This is a genomic window from Micromonospora sp. B006, assembly GCF_003408515.1.
Taxonomy (GTDB): Bacteria; Actinomycetota; Actinomycetes; order Mycobacteriales; family Micromonosporaceae; genus Micromonospora; species Micromonospora echinospora_A.
Genome location: NZ_CP030865.1, coordinates 2,830,328 through 2,849,972, shown reverse-complemented (window position 1 = coordinate 2,849,972; position 19,645 = coordinate 2,830,328). Strand labels below are relative to the sequence as shown.

At 73.6% G+C, this 19,645-nt stretch carries 14 protein-coding genes and 2 riboswitches; of the genes, 5 read left to right on the top strand and 9 right to left on the bottom strand.

What is annotated here, in order from left to right:
* The first annotated feature begins 77 nt into the window (after positions 1–77).
* From MicB006_RS13575 to MicB006_RS13565, 3 genes are read left to right on the top strand one after another with little or no spacing between them, the layout of a single operon-like run.
* Complete coding sequence (locus MicB006_RS13575) at positions 78–1,193, top strand: glycosyltransferase (protein ID WP_225980737.1); 1,116 nt, start codon at positions 78–80, stop codon at positions 1,191–1,193.
* Between the two features lie 10 nt (positions 1,194–1,203).
* Positions 1,204–2,643 (top strand): condensation domain-containing protein, encoded by a 1,440-nt coding sequence (locus MicB006_RS13570; protein WP_116506488.1) that lies wholly within the window; start codon positions 1,204–1,206, stop codon positions 2,641–2,643.
* A 37-nt stretch (positions 2,644–2,680) separates the two neighbouring features.
* On the top strand, positions 2,681–3,916 hold the full coding sequence (locus tag MicB006_RS13565; protein WP_116506487.1) for an MFS transporter: 1,236 nt from the start codon (positions 2,681–2,683) through the stop codon (positions 3,914–3,916).
* Positions 3,917–3,937: 21 nt separating this feature from the next.
* Here the strand turns inward: MicB006_RS13565 and MicB006_RS13560 are convergent, their stop codons facing one another.
* Positions 3,938–4,966: a ribonucleotide-diphosphate reductase subunit beta gene (locus tag MicB006_RS13560; protein WP_116506485.1), complete on the bottom strand. Its 1,029-nt coding sequence runs from the start codon at positions 4,964–4,966 to the stop codon at positions 3,938–3,940.
* Positions 4,957–7,353, bottom strand: coding sequence for a ribonucleoside-diphosphate reductase subunit alpha (locus tag MicB006_RS13555; protein WP_116506483.1), 2,397 nt, complete (start codon positions 7,351–7,353; stop codon positions 4,957–4,959). Before MicB006_RS13555 ends, MicB006_RS13560 begins: the two co-directional genes overlap by 10 nt.
* 114 nt (positions 7,354–7,467) lie before the next feature.
* A riboswitch (cobalamin riboswitch) is annotated at positions 7,468–7,678 on the bottom strand.
* 120 nt (positions 7,679–7,798) lie between these two features.
* Here MicB006_RS13555 and MicB006_RS13550 point away from each other — a divergent pair.
* The gene (locus tag MicB006_RS13550; RefSeq protein WP_116506481.1) at positions 7,799–8,629 is read left to right on the top strand and encodes a PrsW family glutamic-type intramembrane protease; all 831 of its coding nucleotides are present in this window, start codon (positions 7,799–7,801) and stop codon (positions 8,627–8,629) included.
* Between the two features lie 73 nt (positions 8,630–8,702).
* Here the strand turns inward: MicB006_RS13550 and MicB006_RS13545 are convergent, their stop codons facing one another.
* From MicB006_RS13545 to MicB006_RS13525, 5 genes are all read right to left on the bottom strand, one after another.
* Positions 8,703–9,326 (bottom strand): LysE family translocator, encoded by a 624-nt coding sequence (locus MicB006_RS13545; protein WP_116506479.1) that lies wholly within the window; start codon positions 9,324–9,326, stop codon positions 8,703–8,705.
* A gap of 3 nt (positions 9,327–9,329) precedes the next feature.
* Positions 9,330–9,842: an acyl-CoA thioesterase gene (locus tag MicB006_RS13540; RefSeq protein ID WP_073828221.1), complete on the bottom strand. Its 513-nt coding sequence runs from the start codon at positions 9,840–9,842 to the stop codon at positions 9,330–9,332.
* 129 nt (positions 9,843–9,971) lie between these two features.
* Positions 9,972–10,167: riboswitch (cobalamin riboswitch) on the bottom strand.
* A gap of 292 nt (positions 10,168–10,459) precedes the next feature.
* A complete protein-coding gene (locus tag MicB006_RS13535; protein WP_116506477.1) occupies positions 10,460–11,068 on the bottom strand; it encodes a copper resistance CopC family protein in 609 nt (202 codons plus the stop codon).
* 33 nt (positions 11,069–11,101) lie between these two features.
* On the bottom strand, positions 11,102–12,304 hold the full coding sequence (locus MicB006_RS13530; protein ID WP_370013485.1) for a Dyp-type peroxidase: 1,203 nt from the start codon (positions 12,302–12,304) through the stop codon (positions 11,102–11,104).
* Between the two features lie 26 nt (positions 12,305–12,330).
* Positions 12,331–12,897 (bottom strand): copper chaperone PCu(A)C, encoded by a 567-nt coding sequence (locus tag MicB006_RS13525; protein ID WP_116506473.1) that lies wholly within the window; start codon positions 12,895–12,897, stop codon positions 12,331–12,333.
* Between the two features lie 214 nt (positions 12,898–13,111).
* On the opposite strand from MicB006_RS13525, the gene MicB006_RS13520 reads away from it, so the two are divergent.
* Positions 13,112–13,516, top strand: coding sequence for a Fur family transcriptional regulator (locus MicB006_RS13520; protein ID WP_116506470.1), 405 nt, complete (start codon positions 13,112–13,114; stop codon positions 13,514–13,516).
* A gap of 113 nt (positions 13,517–13,629) precedes the next feature.
* Here MicB006_RS13520 and MicB006_RS13515 read toward each other — a convergent pair whose 3' ends face one another.
* Both MicB006_RS13515 and MicB006_RS13510 read right to left on the bottom strand, forming a co-directional pair.
* The gene (locus tag MicB006_RS13515) at positions 13,630–19,098 is read right to left on the bottom strand and encodes a carboxyl transferase domain-containing protein (RefSeq protein WP_116506468.1); all 5,469 of its coding nucleotides are present in this window, start codon (positions 19,096–19,098) and stop codon (positions 13,630–13,632) included.
* Between the two features lie 235 nt (positions 19,099–19,333).
* Positions 19,334–19,564: a DUF2188 domain-containing protein gene (locus MicB006_RS13510; protein ID WP_043323386.1), complete on the bottom strand. Its 231-nt coding sequence runs from the start codon at positions 19,562–19,564 to the stop codon at positions 19,334–19,336.
* Positions 19,565–19,645 lie beyond the last annotated feature (81 nt).

The following is a 19,645-nucleotide window of genomic DNA, read 5'->3' as shown; positions in this document are numbered from 1 at the left end:
TCAGCGGTACACACGCGATGTCCGGGGCGGGCGGCGCCGTGTATCGGCGTTGTATCCCGGTGGTCGACTCTCGGTGCATGAGCCGATCCGCATCGCCCGTGGGCGAACCGACCGAACCCCGCGCCGTCACGCGCGGCGTCTCCGTGGTCATCCCGGTCAAGGACCGGGTGGCGGAGATGCGCCGCCAGCTGCGCAGCCTGCGCGACGCCGCCCCGAACTGCCCGGAGCCGGTGGAGGTGGTGGTCGTCGACGACTCGGCGCCCGCCGCGGCCGCCGCCCACCGCGCGGCCTGCGCCGAGTACGGCGCCCGCTACGTGCGCGGACCCCGGCACGTCGGGGCCAAACGCAACCTGGGCGTCCGGCACGCCCGCCACGACCTGGTGCTGTTCACCGACTCCGACTGCCGGGTGCCCGCAGACCTGATCACCCGGTACGCGGCCCGGCTGCGCGCCTCGGGCGCCGAGGTCGCCGGCGTCACCGGTCCGGTGCTCGTGGAGCCCGGCGACAGCGCGTTCTTCCGCGTGATGCGCCGCTCCTACCTGCTGCTCGGCGACCTGACCCGGCCGCTGCACTACGAGCGCGTGTCCTGGGGCGCCGGGGCGAACATGGCCGTGAAGCGCGCGGTCTTCGAGGCGGTCGGCGGGTTCCCGGAGGATTCCCCGATGCCGCTGGGCGGGGAGGACCTGCACCTCGGGCTGCTCCTCACCGACGCCGGCTACGTGCTGCTCACCGACCCGGACGGGGTGGTCACCCACGACACCGGCGTCGCCGACACGTTCCGCGCGGTCGCCTACCGGTTCACCACGTACGGGCGCTCCGAGCAGTGGCTCTGCCTGGCCCACCCGCACCGGCGCCGGTTCGTGCTCAACACCGCCAGCACGCTCGCCGTGACCGCGCTGGCCGGGCTGCTGACGGCCCGGCGCAGCGGTGGGCGCAGCCTGCTCGCGGTGCCGGCCGTCGCGGCCGCCGTGATCGCCGCGAAGACGCCCGGCCGGCTCGGCGGTGACCGGGGACCGCGCGCGGTGGCCGAGTCGGCGGCCTGCGCGGCCATCGAGACGCTCTTCGACGGGGCCGCGTTCGTCACCTCGCTGCGGCTCGGCCGCCCGGACCTGCTCTTCACCGGCTTCCGCGCGCCGGACGAGGCGGACTACCAGCCGATCCCGCCGGTGGCGGCGCCGCCGGTGGCGGCCTGAGGGGGCGGCCGTGGCGACGACGCTGCCGCTGGCCCCCGGCCAGCAGATGATGTGGGAGTTCATGACCGCGCTCGACCCGGCCCACCCCGGCGCCGCCCGGCTCGTGGTGGTGGAGTTCCGCCGGTTGCGGGGCACGCTTCGGGTCGACGTGCTGCGGCAGGCGATGCAGGACGTGGTGGACCGGCACGACGCGCTGCGGATGCGGTTCGACCGCGTCGGCGTGGAGCCGGCGGTGCGGATCCTGCCGCATGTGGAGTCGCCGCTGGAGTACGTCGACCTGTCCGGCCTGCCGCCGGCCGAGCAGCAGGCCCGCGTGGAGCGGATCGCGTACGCGCACCGCAACGACGCGTTCGACCCCGGCCGGGCGCCGCTGTGGCGGGCCGCGCTGGTCCGGCTCTCCGCGACCGAGCACGTGCTCGCGCTCTGCTTCTTCCACATGGTCTCCGACGGCTGGTCGTGCCGGGTCGTGGTGGAGGACCTGTGCCACGCGTACACGGCCCGGCTCGGCGCGGCCGACCCGCAGCCGCCGCTGGGCGTGGACTTCACCGCGCTCGCCGCGCTCCAGGAGACGGAGCAGGCCGGGAACGGCGTCGACGCCGCCGTCCGGGCCGCGTACTGGCGGGACCGGCTGCGGCCGGTGGAGCCGTACCAGCTCTTCCCCGCGTCGCCACCGGCGCCGGACGTCGCGCTCAGCGCCGAGGTGGCCACCCGCTTCGCGTTCCCGGCCGAGGTCACCGCGCGGTTGCGCCCGGCCGCCCGGCGGGCCCGCACCAGCCCGTACGTGCTGCTGCTCGCCGCGTACCTGGTGCTGCTGTCGCGGCGGGCCGGACGGTCCCGGGTGGTGCTGGGCACCACGACGCTGGGCCGGGAGAGCCCGCTGTCCCGCCGGCTCGTCGGTCAGTTCACGAACAACGTCTACCTGCCGGTCACCGTCGAGCCGGACGCGCCGATGCGCGCGGTGGTCGAGGCCGCGCACGCCTCGCTGGCCGAGGCGGTCGCGCACGCCACCGCGTTCCACCGGGTGGCCCGGTCGGTCCGCCCCGACTTCCCGGCGATCCGGCCCTGGCCGGACAACCACCTGTTCGACGCCTGGTTCCAGTCCGCCGCGTCGGCGTCACCGGTGCTGCACTGCCCGGACCTGCGGGTGGAGCCGGTCGACATCACCGCCCGGCCCGCGCCCGGCACCCCGCCGCCGGTGGTCGCCGCCGACGTGCCGTCCGAGTGCCTGCCCGTCTGGGTGAAGCGGGGCTCACCGATCGTCGTGGTGGACGACGACCGGGCCGGGGGCGTGGTGATCCGCAACCGGGGCGTCTTCGGCGACGACCTCGTCCGCGGGCTGATCGACGACTACGTCGCTGTGGTGTCGGCACTCGTCACCACTCCCGACATGTCCCCGGGGCAGGTGCGCCTGCCTGACGGTGCGTGCTTCCTCGACCACGCGATCGGGTAGGAGAGGGACCGGACCGCTCCCAGAGAGGTACGACGATATGACGGACACCTCGACGAACCAGCACACGACGGAGCCGCCCGCGCCGCCCGTGCCACGCGCGGCCGTACGGGCCCGCTGGTCGGTGGTGCTGCTCTTCGTCATCATGGGTCTGGCCATCGGCGGCTGGTCGGCCCGTGTGCCGGACGTCCGCGACGCGGTAGGGGTCGGCAACACCGGCTGGGGCCTGGCGAACATCGCCACGAACGCCGGGGAGCTGGTCTCCCTGGTCGTGGTGGCGGTGCTGATCAGCCGGATCAACACCCGCCGGCTGGCGCTGGCCGGGGCGGCGCTGATCCTGCTCAACGCGCCGCTGCTGGCCGCGTCCGCCACTGTGGTGGCGCTGGTCGGCGGGCTCGCGGTCTGGGGCTTCGCGGCGAATCTGCTGGCCACGCCGATGAACGCCCAGTCGGTGGAGGTGCAGAAGCGGTACGGGCGGCCCATCCTGTCCACGTTCCACGCGGGTTTCAGCATCGGCATGCTGGTCGGCGGCCTCTGCGGCACCGGCGCCGCGGCGATCGGGATGTCGCCGTCGGCGCAGATGGCCGTCACCAGTGTCCTGCTGGGCGCGCTGCTGGTCGGCACGCACCGCTGGCTGCCCGACACGCCCCGCCAGGAGACGAAGGACGGCGAGGCGCGGCGCCGGCTGCGTGACCGGTTCACCCCGCAACTGCTGCTGCTCGCGGTGATCGCCTTCCTGGCCTCGTTCATCGAGATGGCCGGCGCCCAGTGGAGCGCGCTGTACGCGACCGAGGTGGCCGGCGCCACGGCGGTGCTCGCCGCGGCCACGTACACCTGTCTCTCGCTGGCCGCGACCGTCGCCAGGCTGTTCGGCGACCGGCTGGCCGGCCGGGTCGGGCGGATCCGCTTCGTCCGGCTGTCCGCGCTCGTCGCGACCGTCGGCGTGGCGCTGCCGGTGGCGTACCCCCATCCGGCGGCGGTGATGGCCGGTTTCGGACTGCTCGGGTTCGGCCTGGCGTGCGTGACCCCGACGGTGCTCGGCTTCGCCGGTGAGCAGCCGGGCCTCACGTCCGGCGAGGGCGTCTCCGTGGTGGCGATGGGCCAGTGGCCGGGCGCGCTGCTCGCGGCGCCGGTGATCGGTCTGCTCGCCGGCGCGCTGGACCTGCGTACCGCGTTCGTGGTGGTGGCGGTGCTGGCGCTCGCCGTCGTGGCGTTGATCGGGCGGGTCCGGGCGGCGGCGCTGCCCGGCGAGAGCCCGGCCCCGCCCCGGCCGTGACGGCCGGGGCGGGGGCGGCGGTCAGAAGTCGTCGTCGAACGTGACGCTGCCGGTCACCCCGACCTGGTACGCCGACACCCGCCGCTCGAAGAAGTTCGACAGCTCCTGCACGTCCTGCAACTCCATGAACGCGAACGGGTTGCCGCTGCCGTACATCGGGGCGATGCCGAGCACCGCCAGCCGGCGGTCGGCCACGTGCTGGAGGTACTCGCGCATGTCCGCGAGCGACATCCCGGGCACGCCCTGACCGAGCAGGTCAGCGGCGAAGCTCACCTCGCACTCCACCGCCTCGGCCAGCATCTCCTTCACCTGCCGCTCCATCTCGGCGTCGAACAGGTCCGGCTCCTCGGCGCGTACGGTCTCCACCACGTCGAACGCGAACGCCATGTGCATCGACTCGTCCCGGAACACCCAGTTGGTGCCGGAGGCCAGCCCGTTGAGCAGGCCCCGGGACCGCAGGAAGTAGACGTAGGCGAACGCGCCGTAGAAGAACAGGCCCTCGATGCAGGCGGCGAAGCAGATCAGGTTGAGCAGGAACGCCCGCCGGTCGTCGCGGGTCCGGAGTTCCCGCAGCTCGAAGATCGAGTCGATCCACCGGAAGCAGAACTCCGCCTTGCGGGCGATCGACGGGATGTTCTCCACCGCGGCGAACGCGGCGAACCGTTCCTTCTCGTCCGGCACGTACGTGTCAAGCAGGTTCAGGTAGAACTGGACGTGCACCGCCTCCTCGAACAGCTGCCGGGACAGGTAGAGCCGGCCCTCCGGGGAGTTGACGTGCTGGTAGAGGTTGAGCACCAGGTTGTTGGCGACGATGGTGTCGCCGGTGGCGAAGAACGCCACGAGCCGCGACACCAGGTGCCGTTCGGCCGCCGACAGCTTCGCCAGGTCGGCCAGGTCCGAGTGCAGGTCCACCTCCTCCACCGTCCAGGTGTTCTTGATGGCGTCCTTGAACCGGTCGAAGAAGCGCGGGTAGCGCATCGGCCGCAGGGTCAGGTCCATGCCGGGGTCGAGCAGCATGTGCCGGGTCGGCGCGGTGGTGGTCACTGGCATGCCTCGCAGCTCTCGGGGTTCTCCAGGGAACAGGCCAGCGCCTCGTCGTCACTCACGGCGGAGACCACGCCGGAGACCGGGGCGAGCACCGGCGCGACGGTGGCCTGCTGGATGCGGGTGGCGGGACGGGATCGCAGGTAGTACGTGGTCTTCAGCCCGGCCTTCCAGGCGTACAGGTACATCGAGGAGAGCTTGCCGATGGTCGGCGCGCTCAGGAACAGGTTCAGCGACTGGGACTGGTCGACGAACGGCGCCCGCGCGGCGGCCAGGTCGATCAGCGCCCGCTGCGGCAGCTCCCAGGCGGTGCGGAACAGCTCCCGCACCGGCGCGGGCAGCTCGGTGACGCCCTGCACCGAGCCCTCGGCCCGCTTGATCCGGTCGCGGACCTGCGGCGTCCACAGCCCGCGCGCCTTCAGCTCCCGCACCAGGTACGTGTTGACCTGGAGGAACTCCCCGGACATGGTCTCGCGTTTGAACAGGTTGGACACCTGCGGCTCGACGCACTCGTAGCAGCCGGCGATGGAGGCGATGGTGGCGGTCGGCGCGATCGCCACCATCAGCGAGTTGCGCAGCCCGTGCGCGGCGATCCGCTCGCGCAGCGCGGCCCACCGCCCGGTCTGCGCCGGCTCCGCGCCCCACAGGTCCGGGTGCAGGTCACCCTTGGCGGCCCGGGTCTGCGGGTACGCCGGATGCGGCCCGAACCGCTCGGCCAGCCCGGCGGAGGTCTCCAGCGCGGTCAGCAGGATCTCCTCCTGCACCCGGGTGGACAGCTCCTTCGCCTCGGCGGAGTCGAACGGCAGGCGCAGCGTGAAGAACGCGTCCTGCAGGCCCATCAGGCCGAGCCCGACCGGCCGCCAGCGCGGGTTGGACGCCGCCGCCTGCTCGGCCGGGTAGTAGTTGATGTCGATCACCCGGTCGAGGAAGACCACTGCCGTGCGTACCGTCGCGCGCAGCCGCTCCCAGTCCACGCCGTCGGCGGTGACGTGCGCGCCGAGATTCACCGAGCCGAGGTTGCACACAGCCGTCTCGGCGTCGTCGTTGACCTCCAGGATCTCCGTGCACAGGTTGGACAGGTGGATGACGTTGCCCGGCTCACCGGTCTGGTTGGACAGCCGGTTCGCGGCGTCCTTGAACGTCATCCAGCCGTTGCCGGTCTGCGCCAGCGTGCGCATCATCCGCCCGTACAGGTCCCGGGCCCGTACCGTGCGCACCGCGTTCTTCTCGGCCGCCCGGTACGCCGCGTCGAACGCCTCGCCGTACAGGTCGGGCAGCTCCGGGGCGTCCGACGGGTCGATCAGCGACCACTCGCCGTCGGCCTCGACCCGGCGCATGAACTCGTCCGGGATCCAGTTGGCCAGGTTGAGGTTGTGCGTACGCCGCGACTCCTCGCCGGTGTTGTCCCGCAGCTCCAGGAACTCCTCCACGTCCGGGTGCCACGGCTCCAGGTAGACGCAGGCCGCGCCCTTGCGCCGGCCGCCCTGGTTGACCGCCGCCACCCCGGCGTCGAGCGTCTTCAGGAACGGCACGATGCCGTTGGAGCGCCCGTTGGTGCCCCGGATCAGCGCGCCCCGGCCCCGCACCCGCGACCAGGAGATGCCGATGCCGCCGGAGAACTTCGACAGCTTCGCCACCTGGTGGTACCGCTCGTAGATCGAGTCCAGCTCGTCGCGCGGCGAGTCGACCAGGAAGCAGGACGACATCTGGGTGTGCCGGGTGCCGGAGTTGAACAGCGTCGGGGAGCTGGGCAGATAGGCCAGGCTGGACATCAGCCGGTAGAAGCCGACCGCCTCGCCCGGGGTGCGGGACAGCCCGCAGGCCACCCGCAGCAGCCAGTACTGCGGCGTCTCCACCACCAGCCGGGACTGCGGGTGCCGCAGCAGGTAGCGGTCCGCCACCGTCCGCAGCCCGAAGTACTCGAACCGCAGGTCACCGGCCGGGTCCACGGCGTCGTCGAGCTTGCGGGCGTGGCGCGAGACGAACGCGGCGGTCTCGTCGCCGATCAGGCCCAGCCCGTGCGCGTACGCGATCGACTGGCTGAAGCTCGCCACCTGCTGCCCGCGTACCTCCTTGTCCACGTACGCGGCCAGCAGCCGCGCCGCGAGCTTCGAGTACTGTGGCTCCTCGCCGATCAGCTCCGCCGCGGTCTGGATCGACAACCGGTCCAGCTCCGCGGTGCTCGCCCCGTCGTAGAGGCCGCTGATCGTCTTCGTGGCCACCCGCAGCGGGTCCACCTCGTCCAGGTCCGCGACCCAGCGCTCGACCGCCCGGACGATCTTGTTGACGTCCACCGGCTCGGTGTCGCCGTCCCGCTTGCGTACCCGCATCGCCAGCCGGCGGGGCTCGGACCCGCCGGCGGTGGACGGGGGATGTTCCTGCACGACAGTCATGACCTCTCCTCGCTGTCACCGTCTGGAGACGGCGGGAGACGCCAACGGGCGCGGCGCACGGCCGGCCCGGCTGCTGGCGTCGGTCGTCCCGCGCGACCTCCGACCGCCGCACGCGGAGGCGCACGGCGCGCTGGCAGGTCTTCGGACTCGCGGGCACGACACGAGGTCGCCTACTGGCCGTCGCTTCCCAGGCCGGTGGCCCAGTGCTGTTGACGGCGGTCGTTCCCACTCACCGCTGCGGGGCAGTCCCGGATTCCCACCGGGTTCCCTCTTGCCTCGGCCCTGCCCGGGAGGGCTGGGCCGAACCAGCTGCGGCACCACCATATATGGCGGTGGGCGATGTCTGGCAACACCAGATGTCGTGTCGGCGTGTCGGATGAATCTCACCGTCCACAGTGCCCACCCCCGATGCCGTCGCTCCCCGCCGGGCGCGATACTGGGCGCTATGGGGAATACCGGACGCCGGTGGGCGTGGGTGGCGGTCCTGCTCGTCGGCGTCGGGCTTCACCTGCTGGTGCTGGAGACGCTGGCCGGCACCGGGACCGTCACGTTCGTGCCGACGCTCATCGTGCTCGGCGCGTCAGTCGCCCCGGCCACGTTCCTGGCCTTCACCCAGGGGCGGCCCGGCCACCGCCGGGTGCCGGGCCCGGTCGTCGGCGTCGCCGCGTTCCTCGGTGGAGTGATCGGCGTCGTCGCCGCCGGCTGGCTGGAGTACGGCACGCTGCACCGGCTCGGAGTCCTGCCGATGGCGTTCGTCGGCCTGGCCGAGGAGGCCGCGAAGCTGATCGTGCCGGCCGGCATCCTGCTGCTCTGGCGGCGGCACCGGTCACCGGCGCAGGGCCTGGTGATCGGGGTGGCCTCCGGCGCCGGGTTCGCCGCGCTGGAGACGATGGGGTACGCGTTCGCCACGTTCGTCGGGTCGCAGGGCAGCCTCGGCGCGGTCGAGCGGACGCTGCTGGTACGCGGTCTCACCGCGCCCGCCGCGCACCTGGCCTGGACCGGGCTGACCGCCGCCGCGTTGTTCACGTTCGCCGCCGCGCCCGGCGGCCGGAGACTGGCGGCGTTCCTGCTCACCTTTGCCGCCGCTGTCACGCTGCACACCTGCTGGGACACGTTCGGCACGCAGCCCGCGTACCTGTTCATCGGCGGCGTGTCGCTGGGCTGGGTGCTGCTGCGTCTGCACCTGGACCGCGAGCGGCCGGCCGCCCCGCCCCGGGCGCCGGCGGAGCATGATCCTCACCAGCTCGCCGAGGTGGCGGGGTCGGAGCCCTCCTGATGCCGCCACCCCGGCGTGCTGAAGTCGATCAAGCGGCCTGACCCGTCCCGCCGCGCTCCGCCACCGGCGCGTCTCAGCCGGCGGCCAGCCGGACGCCGAGCGCGACGAAGGCGACAGCGCAGAGCCGGTCGACCCGCCGCGACCAGCGGCTGTCGCCCCAGCGGCGGGCGAAGCGCCCCGCGCCCAGGCCGAGAGCCAGGTCCACGGTGAGCTGTACCGCGACGAACAGCGCGCCGAGCAGCATCAGTTGTGCCGCCACCGGGCCCGCGTCGGGCCGGACGAACTGCGGCAGGAACGCCACGCTGAACAGGATCATCTTCGGGTTGAGCAGGTTCGTGAGCAGTCCGCGCCGGAACGCCCGCCCGGCGCCGCCGTCCGGCCCACCGGCCGCCGGACCGGTACGGCCCGTGCCGCGCAGCGCCCGCACCCCGAGCACGATCAGGTACGCCGCCCCGGCCCACCGGATCGCGGTGAACAGCACCGGGGACGCGGCGATCACCGTAGCGAGCCCGGCCACCACGGCGGCGACGTGCACCGCCTCCCCGGCGGCGACCCCGAGCGCCGCCACCGCCCCGGCCCGCGCGCCGTACCGGGTGGCGTTGGCGAGCACGAACATCATGTCCGGCCCGGGGGTGAGCATGAGCACCACGATCGCGGCCAGGTAACCCGCGAGCGTGGCCGCCGACAGTCCGAGCACGCCTCAGCCCTCCTCGACGCCGTCGAGCAGCGCCCGGCGCAGCGCCAGCCGGTGTTCGCGCCGGATCTGTGCCTCCCGGTAGCGCCGCCGGTCGCCGTCGGTGCCGGGCAGCAGCGGCGGCACCGGCCGGGGCTGGCCCTCGTCGTCGACCGCCACCATCACCAGGTGCGCTGTCGCCACGTCCACCGGTGGCACCGCCCGGTCCCAGCGGTCCGCGCTGACCTTTACGGCCACCTCCATCGAGCTGCGGCCGGCCCAGGTGATCCGGGCGTCCACGTGGACCACGTCGCCGACGCGTACCGCGCGCAGGAAGGCCGTCTCGTCGATCGCGGCGGTGACGGCCGGTCCGTCGGAGTGGCGGGCGGCGACCACCCCGGCGACCGAGTCGATCAGGTTGAGGATCCGGCCGCCGTGCACCGTACCCATGAGGTTGGTGTGGTGCTGGTCCATGATCTGCGACAGGGTCAGGTGCGAGGCCGACGGTGGTCGGCCGGTGAGGGTGATGGCATCGGTCATCGTGCGGTTCCGTCCTACGCAGAAGCGGACCGCCGACCGGACGGGGTGTGCACGTCGAGGCACGCCGACGGCTCGCGCCCGGCGTGTCACCCGCCCGACCCACCCGCGAGGTCGACGGCAGCGCGCACCGGTGGTACGCGCGACGCGGGCAGGTCTTCGGACTCGCGGGCCTGACACGAGGTCGCCTACTGACCGTCGCTTCCCAGGCCGGTGGCCCAGTGCTGTTGACGGCGGTCGTTCCCACTCACCGCTGCGGGGCAGTCCCGGACTTCCACCGGGTTCCCTCTTACGACAGGCGGCCGTCGCCGACCGGGTGAACCAGCGCTGCCGGCAGCCTAACCCAGCCCCGACCCGCCCTCGCCGGGACCCGCGTTCCGCCCTGCCCCGCCCTGCCCCGCCGTGCCCCGCCGTGCCCCGCCGTGCCCCCGCCCGTCCCACACCGGCGCACCCGTGGCCGGCCCGCAGGCGCAGTCCGCATAGCGGGACGGCTCTCTCGCCTGTCAGGAAGCCCGAGATCTTGGAAGGAATGCGCCCCTATGGGGGCCGTTTCGTACCAAGATCTCCGGGCGGACGCGCGTAAGCGGGTGACGGGTCAGCCCGCGTCGGCGGGTGAGGCGTCAGGACGGGCGGCGACGGCGCAGCAACAGTGCGACCACGGCGGCTGCTGCCACCGCGGCGACCGCTCCGCCGACCAGGAGTCCCACCGGCAGACCGCCGTCGTCGGCGCTCGCCGAGGCGTCAGCGCTCGCCGGAGAGGCGTCCGCACCTGCCGAAGCGTCCGCCGGTGCCGAAGCTGAAGCGCCCGCCGAAGCGTCGGCGGTCGGTGACGGGACGGCCGCCGGCGGAGCGGCCGGGTCGGCGACAGTGAAGCGGTACGAGCCCTGGACCGGGTGGCCGTCGCGGGAGACCACCCGGTAGGCGACCGTGTAGGTGCCGTTGCCGAGCGGCTCCTCGATCGTCACCGTGCCCGTCGCGCCGTTCACGGCGGGCGCGCTGGCGGGCACCGGACGTTCGGCGGCGTCGCGCAGCGTGATGGTGGTGAAGGCCGGGTTGAGCCGTTGCATGAACCGCAGCGTCACCTGCGTGGGCGCGGTGGTGAGCCGGGCGTCGCGCGCCGGTGTGGCCTCCTGCAGCGAGTTGTGCGCCGCGGCGGGCGTGGCCGGGACCAGCAGCAGCGCCGCGGTGAACAGCGCGGCGAGGAGTGCGGGGACGGTACGGGTACGCATGGCGCGCCTTCCTGGTCGTGGTCAGCGTCGTGGTCAGCCGAGCAGCTGCTGGCCGATCCAGCCGCCCTCGGGGCAGCCGGGCGGTACGGCGAACACGGCGGAGCCGATCGGGGTGGTCCACTCGTTGAGCAGGTCCTGTTCGGCCAGCCGCCGCTGGATGGGCAGGAACTGACGGGCGATGTCGGCCTGGTACGCGGCGAAGACGAGCCCGCTGTCCGCGTGTCCCTCGGCGGTCGGCGCGCCGTCGTAGTTGTAGGGCCGGCGCAGGATCTTCTGCCGGTCGTCGGTCACGCGCGCCCGGGTCAGGTGCGAGAAGTCGGGGATCACGGTGAGCCCGTCCGGCCCGAGCGCGGCGAAGTCCGGCTCGTCGTGCTCCGCCTGGCCGGTGAGAGGCGCGCCGGTGTCGAGGCGCCGGCCCACCGCGAGTTCCCGGTCGGCGCGGCCCAGCAGGTCCCAGGTCTCCAGGTTCATGCTGATCCGGCGTACCACCAGGGTGGTGGAGTCGCGCAGCCAGTCCGGTCCGTCGCTCACCCAGACGGCGGTGTCGGCCGGTGCGCCGGGCTTCGGGTTGGCGGTGCCGTCGAGCTGGCCGAACAGGTTGCGCTGGGTGCGCCCCGGTTCGGCGCCGGCGGCCCGGCGGAAGCCCTGCTGCACCCAGCGGACGGTGACGAACGGGCGGCTGTCCTTGGTCAGGACCCGCTGGGCGTGGGCGACGGTGAGCGGGTCGTCGGCGCAGATCTGCAGCAGCAGGTCCCCGCCGGACCAGCGCGGCTGCAACCGGTCGATGCGGAACGCCGGCAGGTCGGCCACCGACGCGGGCCGCCGGTCGTCGAGCCCGGCGGCGGTGTAGAGCCCGGGACCGAAGCCGAACGTGACCGTCAGCCGGGCCGGGAGCAGGCCCAGTTCCGGTTCGGTGTCGGCGAGCGCCGGGCGGCCCTGGGTGAGCCGGGCGGCGTCGTCGGAGAGCAGCCGCAGCATCCGCCCGAGCGCGGCCCGGTCGGTGCCCGGGCGCAGCGTGAACGCGACGAACGCGGCGTGTGCCTGCGGCTCGGTGGTGACACCCGACTGGCGCGCGCCGTGGAACGGCTCGACAGCGCTGCCGACGTGGGCCACCGGAACGGGTTCGGCTGCGCGTACCCCGGGATCGCCGGAACGGGCGGCGGCGAGCGCGCCGGCGCCGGCCAGCGCGCCCCCGGCGGCGACCGCGCCGCCGGTGAGCAGGCCGCGCCGGCTCATCCGGCGGGCGGGTGCGGTGGTCTCGGTCATGACGCTCCAGTGGCGCCGTGTCCGGGCGCGTACGACTCCTGGGCGCCGGTGAACGGCTTCGCCACGGCGGTGAACGTCTGGGCGCGGCCGTCGGCGAAGGTGAGCGTGATGTCGAGCTGGTCACCGGGGCGCACCGGCCGGGTCAGGTCCATCAGCATGAGGTGGTCGCCGCCGGGCTCCAGAGCGGCCTGGGAGCGGGCCCTGACCACGACGCCGCCCGGCTTGGCCTGCATGACCATCTTCCCGTCCTTCATCGCCATCTCGTGCAGCTCGGCCCGGGAGACGTCGGTGCTCACGCCGGTGATCGTGACGTCGGTGTCGCTGTCGTTGACGAGCGTGCCGAAGGCGGCGGTCATGCCCTTGTCGGCGGCCTTCACCCACGGGTCGCGGATCGTGAGCACGCCCGCCGCCGCGCTCGCGGAGGCAGGCGCCGACGCCGACGGCGCGGCAGGGGGCGTGGGCGTGGCGTCGGCGGAGCCGCAGGCGGCGACGGACGCGGCCAGCACGGCGGCGCCGATCAGGGCCGCCGGGCGCAGGAACCGGCGGCTGGTGGTGCTGGGCATGACGTCGTCCCCTCGAAGATCCGGTGTTCGTACCGTTGGTCGGGGCGGTACGGCGGATAGTTCCGGCCGGGGGAGTCGGCCGTGTCACATGCCGCCCCGGATCACGGCGGCCGGGACCGGGGTGCGCGCGGAAGGCATAATGGTTCCGGGTGTCACGTGGCGCGCCGGGCGCGGCCGTGGCCGGAGAGGGCGCCCGGACGAGGGAGGGCGGACGGTGACCCAGGCGACGACCGGGGCGACCCGCAACACCCGCCAGCGCGCCGAGGTGCTGGCGCTGCTACGGGAGCTGGACGGCTTCCACAGCGCACAGCAGCTGCACCAGATGCTCGTGCAACGGCAGGCGAAGGTGGGCCTGACAACCGTCTACCGGACGTTGCAGCTGCTTGTCGACAACGGCGAGATCGACTCGGCGCGGCTGCCCGGCGGCGAGCACCTGTACCGGCGGTGCAGCCAGAGCCGCCATCACCACCACCTGGTCTGCCGCCGCTGCGGCCGCGCGGTGGAGGTGGCCGGCCCGGCCGTGGAGCGGTGGGCAGACCAGGTCGCCGTGCAGCACGGCTTCACCGACGTCGGGCACACCCTGGAGATCTTCGGCACCTGCGACCGCTGCGCCGCCTGACCTGCGCCGAGCGAACACCGTTTCCATTATCAAACAGGCGTCCCGCCCCACCGGCGGACGCGAAACGGCGGACTGACCCGAAGGCCCGCCCGCCGTCCGATGCGTGGAACATGTCAGCGCAGGTGCGCCTCGATCGCCTCGATCGCCTCGATGACCCGGGGCCGCAGCTCGGCGGCGCGGACCACCGCGTCGACCGAGCCGACCTCGACCGCCCGCTGGATGCTGTGCACCCGGTCGAACTCGGCGGCCACCTCGCCCAGCTTCTCCGCCCGCACCGACGCGCGCAGCTCGTCCAGCTCCGCGCTGAGCGTGGCCCGCCCGGTGCCGGTGGCGGACGCGACCCGGCCCTCCAGCTCGCGTACCCGGGGATCGGCCGCGGTGCGGGCGGCGACCTCACCGGCGAACACCACGGCGGCGGCGGGCGCGCCGCCCAGCACCGAGGCGTACGACCCCTCGATCGCCAGCACTGTCATGTCCGGGTTGAGCGCCTTGGAGAAGACCACGAACGCGCCGCCGTGATAGCGCGAGATCACGCAGAACACGATCGGGCCGCGGAAGTTGACGATCGCCCGGCCGATCTCCGCGCCGTACTCCAGTTGCAGCTTGCGCATCGACTCCGGTGAGCCGTCGAAGCCGGAGAGGTTCGCGAGCACGACCAGCGGCCGGTTGCCGCTGGCCGCGTTGATCGCCCGCGCGGCCTTCTTCGACGAGCGCGGGAACAGCGTGCCCGCGGTGTAGGTGTCCGGGCCGTCGGTGGGCGGGAAGCCGTGCCGCGGCACCGAGCGGGACTCGATGCCGAGCAGGCACACCGGGATGCCGCCGAGGTGCACGTCCTGCACCACAGCCGTCTCCGCGTCGGCCATGCCGGCCCACCGCTCCAGCACCGGGTGGTCCTGGTCCGCGAGGGCCCGCATCACGGTACGGATGTCGAACGGCTTCTTGCGGTCCGGGTTCGCGGTGGCGGAGAAGACCTCGCCCACCGTGGCGAAGTCGCTGCCGGCCACCGCGTGCGGGTAGCCGCAGATGTCCCGGTCCACCGGGTCCATGGTGACCGCCCGGCGCGGCGCGTGCTCGCCCGGCACGACGTACGTGTGGTCGTAGTGCGCCATCAGCACGTCCCGCGCGCCCGGCAGGTCCGGCGCCCAGTACTGCGCCTGACCGTTCGGGCCCATCACCCGGTCGTAGCCGCCGATGCCGAAGTTGTCCTCGGCGGACACGCCGCCGGAGAAGTCGAGCGACTGCTTGCCGGTGAGCACCATCGCCGAGTCGGGCGTCATGACCAGCACGCCCTTGGTGTGCATGAGCATCGTCGCCTCGGCGTTCCAGTACGGCTGGGCGCCGACGTTGATGCCCGCGACCACGATGTTGATCTCGCCGCCGTCCTGGGTGAACTCGACGATGCGCTTGAGCGCCGCGGCCACCCAGTCCATGTTCTCGGTGCCGGAGGTCATCGAGATGCGGGCGCCGGCGCTCAGCGCGTACCACTCCAGCGGCACGCCCATCCGCTGCGCCAGGTCCAGCGCGGCGATCACCCGCCGGCACTCCGGCTCGGACAGCGCGCCCAGCGACTTGGTCGGGTCCCCGAGCAGCACCACCCGGGTCACGCCCTGCGGATGCCGGGGCGTCGGGGTGGTGACCACGCCGGCCACGATCGCCGCGCTGTTGCGGCCCTTGGGCCGGTCCACCGGCACCAACCGGTGGTCGGCGTCCAGGTCGTGCTCGACGAAGTCGCCCAGCAGCCCGGTCAGCTCGTACGGGTAGACGGTGTTGCGGCTGGCCGCCCGCAGCACCTTCAGCCGGTACTCGTCCAGCGGCTCGACCGGCTCGCTCGGCGGCTCACCCATGTCGAGCCGGGCGTGCCCGGTGACGTCGAAGGTGATCCGCACGCCGACCTTGGTCAGCTCGCCGGTACGGCGGTCGCGCTGGCGCGCGATGAACAGGATCTCCTCCAGCTCCGCGCCGACAGTGGTGGGGCGTACCCGCCCGGCGATCAGCTCCATCTCCTCGCGGGTCAGCTCGCTCGGCGGCCACACGTAGATGACGATCCGGTTGGTCGGGAACCGTGCCTTCGACGGCCGCCGCGACTGCGCCCGCCGGATCGAGTCGATGCAGGCCGCCACCGTGTCCTCGGTGGTCGGCAGCGAGACCAGGCGGCCGTCCTGCTCGCGCAGCCCGGTCAGGTCGCGTACCTGCGCGAACGCGACCAGCCGCTGGTCGGACGGGTTCTGCCGGGCCACCGCCTGGAACAGGTAGACCTCCTCGTCCAGCGACGGCAGGCGGGTCAGGTCGAACTCGCGCAGCCGTTCCAGCTGCATCCGCTGCGCGATGTGCGGGTGCAGGCCGCGGATCAGGCGCTCCTCGGCCATCCCGTCCTCGCCGGGACGGAACGTGAAGTGGTGGTGCATCACCGCGCCGCCGCGCCCGGCGACCGTGGTGGTGATCCGGCGTACGCCCGCCGGCAGCGGGTGCGCGTTCAGCACGTCGAGCAGCGCGGCGGCGGTGGCGTCGAAGTCCTCGGGCTGGTTCTCCCAGGACAGGTAGACGTCCGCGTCGACGGCGTCGCGGTCCCCGGCCACCTCGGCCAGCCCGCGCAGCGCGTCGCCGAGCGCGTCGAACCGCACCGCTGCGGACACGACGCTCGACCCGTCCCGCCCGGCCACCACGAACGTGCAGCCACCGGCGGTACGGGTGTTGACCTCGTGGAGCGCCTTGTTGCCGTAGTACCGGCGGGTCAGCACCTCCAGCATCGTCGCGTTGTCCAGGTCGTCGCGGACCAGGCGCTGCCCGAGCAGCCGGACCAGCGGCTCGGTGCTGCGTACCATCTCGGCGACCCGCTCGGCGCGGTCCGGCGCGTCCGGGTGCGCGTCGAGGTGCCGCAGGTTCGCGCGGACCCGCGCGTAGACCCGGGCCCGGTTGCGGCGCAGCAGCGGCTGGGCGAACCAGGCGAACACCACGCCCCGGGCCAGGTCGGCGACGACCGGGAAACGGACCTGGGTGGCCGCGACGAGGCGCTCCAGGGTGAGGCCGGCTGGCTCGCGCAGCGCCTCGTCCGGCGGCGGCTCGCGCAGCCACGAGCGCAGCAGCGCGGCGATCACCGTGGCGTCCGCGGCGGCCCGCTGCTGGGCCAGGAAGATCCGGAAGACCGCGGCCTCCAGCTCGGGGCAGCGGTCCAGCTCGGTGACGCCGTAGTGGGCGAGCGCCTTCGACAGCCGGGCCCGGAACGACTCCGGGGAACCGGCCCGCTCGACGTCGAGGCTCTGCAGGTAGGTGTGGAAGTACTCGCGGGCGCTGTGCACGTGCCCGGCCGGCCCGTCGTCGCCGGGGCGGTTGCGGCTCAGCTCGGCCAGGTCGGCGAAGACGCCGACCAGCTCCAGCTGCTCGGCCAGCGGCCGGTGTCCCGCCTCGGTGGCGGCGCGCCGCGCGTCCAGGTAGTCGTCGAGCACCCGGCGCTCGTCGTGCGGGTCGACGTCATAGCCGAGCAGCAGCGCGCACAGGTCCTCCTGGCCGCGCTCGGCCCGGGACCGCGCCGGCACGTCCACCGGGGGCACCGGCAGGTCCAGCTCGACGGCGGGACCGGCCGGGTCGACGGCCGCCTCGGCGCCGGACTCGGCGAGCGGCTCCAGGCGCAGCAGCGGCGCGCCCGCCTCCACCTGGGTGCCGACCTGCACCGACGACTCCTTGAGGCGGGCCCGGAACGGCGCGCGCAGCACCGTCTCCATCTTCATCGCCTCCAGCACCAGCACCGGCGCGCCGGCCTCGACCTCCGCGCCGACCGCAAGTGGCGTGGCGACCACCAGCGCCGGCATGGGGGAGCGCACCACGCCGCCCTCGTCGCGGCTGATCCGGTGCGTCACGCCGTCCACCTCGACCAGGTGCACCGGGCCGTGGGTGTCGGTGAGCAGGCGGAACCGGGCGCCGTTGACGGCGATCTGGCCGGTGTGCCGGTCGAAGCGGTCCAGCTCGACGTCGGCGGTGCGCACGTCGCCTGCGGCCTCGACGCCGACCCGGAACCGGTGCGCGCCGACCCGGGCCACCCGCATCCGGTAGGTCACGCCGCGCAGCTTCAGGTCCAGCGGCCGGCCGCTGCGGTGCTGCACCTGCGGGCGTCCACCGGCGGCGGTGGACAGCAGCCGCTGCCGTTCGGCGGTCTCGTCCTCCTCGTACGCCTCGATCGCGGCGGCGGCGAGCGCGACGGCGGAGTGCCGGTGCGCGATCAGCCGGCCCTCGCCGCGTACCCGGTCGATCCAGCCGGTGTCCGCGCTGGCGTCGATCACCTCGGGCTGGTCGAGCAGGTCGAGCACGAAGCTCTTGTTCGTGGCGCCACCGGCGATGACCACTGTGGTGTTCGCCATCGCCCGGCGCAGGCGCCCCAGCGCCTCGTCCCGGTCCCGGCCGTACGCGATGATCTTGGCGATCATGGAGTCGAAGTCGGCCGGGATGGTGTCGCCCTCGCTGACCCCGGTGTCCACCCGGATACCAGGCCCGGCGGGCAGGTCCAGCCGGGTGATCCGCCCGGGGGAGGGCGCGAAGTCGCGGTCCGGGTCCTCGGCGTTGAGCCGCGCCTCGATCGCGTGCCCGCGCTCGACCGGCGGCTCGCCGGTGAGCCGGCCGCCACCGGCCACGTGCAGCTGCGCCTTGACCAGGTCGAACCCGGTGGTCGCCTCGGTGATCGGGTGCTCGACCTGGAGGCGCGTGTTCACTTCCAGGAAGGCGAACAGCCGGTCGCCCGGGTGGTAGAGGAACTCGACAGTCGCCGCGCCCCGGTAGCCGACCGCCACCGCCAGGCGCTCCGCCGACGTCTTCAGCTCCGCCGCCTGCTCCGGGGCGAGCACCGGCGACGCGGACTCCTCGATCACCTTCTGGTTGCGCCGCTGGACCGAGCAGTCCCGTACCCCGAGCGCCCAGGCGGTGCCCTGACCGTCGGCGATCACCTGCACCTCGACGTGCCGGGCGCCGGTCACCAGGCGCTCCAGGAACACCACGCCGCTGCCGAACGCCCGCGCCGCCTCCTGGCTGGTGCGCTCGTAGGCGTCGGCCAGCTCGGCGTCGCTGCGGACCACCCGGATGCCGCGCCCGCCGCCACCCGCCGTGGCCTTGAGCATCAGCGGGTAGCCGATCGAGGCCGCCGCGCGCAGCGCGTCCTCCAGGCTCTCCACCGCGCCGCGGCTCCACGGCGCGACCGGCACGCCGACCTCCTCGGCGATCAGCTTCGCGCCGATCTTGTCGCCGAGCTTGCGCATGGCGTCCGGGCTGGGCCCGACGAACGTCACGCCGATCTTCTCGCACAGCTCGGCGAACGCCGGGTCCTCGGCCACGAAGCCCCAGCCGACCCAGGCGGCGTCCGCGCCGGTCTCCACCAGCGCGCGTTCCAGCGCCTTGAGATCGAGGTACGGGCGGGCGGACGCGGGGCCCAGGTCGTAGGCGACGTCCGCCTCGCGGACGAAGGTGGCGGTGCGGTCGACGTCGGTGTGGAGCGCGACGGTCTCGATCCGGGTGCCGGTCTCCGCGGCCAGTTCCCGGACCGCGTGGATGAGCCGCATCGCGGCCTCACCACGGTTGACGATGGCGACACGGGTGAACACGTGACCGTCCCCTTCGGTAGACCCACGGTGGCGCGCCGGGCGCGACGATGCCCCCGGCTTGCCTCACCCTTCCGCCTGTGCGCGGGTGGCGCCATGTCGTAACGGCCGAAGCCTGAGCGGGAGCCGTTGTAGGAACCGAACAAAACTTTTTAGCCAGCCACTCACTACCCGCCAGTACGCGCTACGGCGCCGGACCCGTGCGGGTCCGGCGCCGTGACGTGCCTGCGGTGCGGGCTCAGCCCGGGATGTCCCGGGGGTCGCGCTCGCGGGGGTACGTGTTCTTCTCCCCGATGGTGCCGTCCTGCTTCTTGATGACGTGCTCGGTGCCGCGCTCGACCGCCATCTCCCGGCCGGCCGCCTCCGCCTCCGCCTTGGTGTCGTGGCGGCTGCTCGCGCGCTCGTTGCCCTCCGGGCGGTTCTTCCACTGCCCGTCCTGCTGGTAGGTGTCGATGTCGCCCTTCGCCATGCCGTCAGCTCCCTGGGTCGCGTGACTGATGACAAATGTCTGCCCACGGGCGCGGTGCGCTAATCCTGCTGTCCCTCATTG